The organism is Oleiphilus sp. HI0043 (assembly GCF_001634935.1).
Window position 1 is genome coordinate 1 of the sequence record NZ_LWEY01001495.1, and the last position, 1,786, is coordinate 1,786.

2 protein-coding genes are annotated in these 1,786 nt (G+C 43.5%); one reads left to right on the forward strand and one right to left on the reverse strand.

The window, feature by feature from the left end:
* On the forward strand, nucleotides 1–1,240 hold a 1,240-nt coding region (locus A3729_RS33310), incomplete at its 5' end, for a hypothetical protein (protein WP_197475973.1).
* 36 nt (nucleotides 1,241–1,276) lie between these two features.
* On the opposite strand, the gene A3729_RS21560 is transcribed toward A3729_RS33310, so the two are convergent.
* The gene (locus A3729_RS21560; RefSeq protein WP_068510894.1) at nucleotides 1,277–1,501 is read right to left on the reverse strand and encodes a hypothetical protein; all 225 of its coding nucleotides are present in this window, start codon (nucleotides 1,499–1,501) and stop codon (nucleotides 1,277–1,279) included.
* Nucleotides 1,502–1,786 lie beyond the last annotated feature (285 nt).

The following is a 1,786-nucleotide window of genomic DNA, read 5'->3' on the forward strand; positions in this document are numbered from 1 at the left end:
TAAAGGCCTGCAATCTAAATCTATTGACGCTAGTGGTAACCCAATTTTATCTGACCTTTCAGCTGACGAGGAAGCCGTCCGCGACTTTATATTGCAACAGATCAGCGCAGATATGAACTACACACTAGATGACGAGGGAACCGTAGAATCAGCAAACAACCCCCTAGATTTTATGGAAAACCTTATTGCTGCCATCGACAGCGAAAAACTTGTTCAAACATTCGTCGAAGCTAAGGAGCAAATGTCCTCCGCAATCAGCAGCGATGACGGACACTGCACCTACAGCAATGATCAGATAGAGTTTCTCCGTGAAGATGACTCATTCAATATTCTAGATCAGTTTAGCGCCTCATTGGACCTGACTTACATCCCTTCAGCCTTTGTCGAAATAGATAATAAGGTTGATCAAACCGTTCTAATAGCTTTCGACCAAGATCCGACTGTGGAAACAGATGATGAAATTCAATTTGCCGCTCTAGACCGGATCGCGCCTGAAAATTTCAAAGAGTCCGGATTCAGTGAAGCGAAAGTAAGGCAGATCAAGGTAATCCATCAAGAACCACCCCAAATTCTTACTGTCGACGAAGACTACCTGGAGTCAAAATATGGCACTCTGGGGTACGCCCTATTAAATCAAACATGCCTCGATGATGATGAAGAAAATGTCGTCACATGCCCTGACGGCTCGATTACCAAAGAAATCGAGCACCCTGCTTGCTTCGACCTTATTGACGATGATGGTGACTCACTAACAGAGCACGATGAAGCCGACGAGCGAAATACTGTCATCTCCAACTCATTCACAATTGGCGATGGCAGTAATGATGCGCTGACAGACTTGCAGCGCTTAAAAGTAGAGGTAGACTACCCTAATGCAGAAATTCGCGTCTATGTATCGAAGTTCAGTACTGCCATCTACAAAGCTTTAGAAGATGATAGAGAAACAGAAATACCTCAGGGCGACGACAACCCCAACCCGACACGCGAGCAACTCATCTACAATCCAACGAGCTGTGAAAGTTACAATGTTTCGAAAGACCTTTTTGAGCTGCAAAGTGAAGAAGATCAGGAAAATAACGTCGCTGTCCCCGCTAACAGTTATGAAGACCCTGGCTATGAGTATATTGCCCAGACAGATGAAGATGGAGAGCCACTCTTAGACGAGGATGACAACGTCATTTACACATCGCCCACACCGCTGTTTATCTTTCAGGGAACGGCTATTCCTGAGCGACAGTAATTGTTTTTGTGAATCAGGGTAAGTTTTACACTTACCCTAAATCACCTTCGCTTTCAGCTTAGAGATTCTTGCGGGTCGATGCTGATCAATCATTGAAATAAGTTGCATATTTCGCTCAATAGAATCTCTCAATTGCTTAACTAAACCCAGGTCAGGAAACGCGCCCTCATTAGCTGCTACAATCTTTTTCTTCGTTTCTATTATTTCCCGCTCTAAACGCTGACGCTGATTATCAAGCGTGGTCAAACGTAATGTTCTCATAGTCAGAGTCTCTATATTCCCGAAAGAACTATCAGTATAGGCAGCTAAGGTTTAAGCAATATGAAGGACTTAACATTATCGGGTAAGCTTGCGTAATCGTTTGTTTCAATGAACAGAAGTGCTCGCATAGCTTTTCACTATGTAAGCGAGAGTATCATTGGTCGAGAAAACTGGGCACTTATGAAACAGTGACCGACAAATTTATTACTGCCTGCCTTACCTTTACAGCCTCTTCTGCTAGGCTTTCTTATATACAAATATGTCAAAACTGATGTTCTCAGGAGC

What these genes read in the sequence shown, in the direction of transcription:
- A3729_RS21560 (WP_068510894.1), bottom strand. Translation starts at nt 1,501, where the DNA reads ATGAGAACATTACGTTTGACCACGCTTGATAATCAGCGTCAGCGTTTA.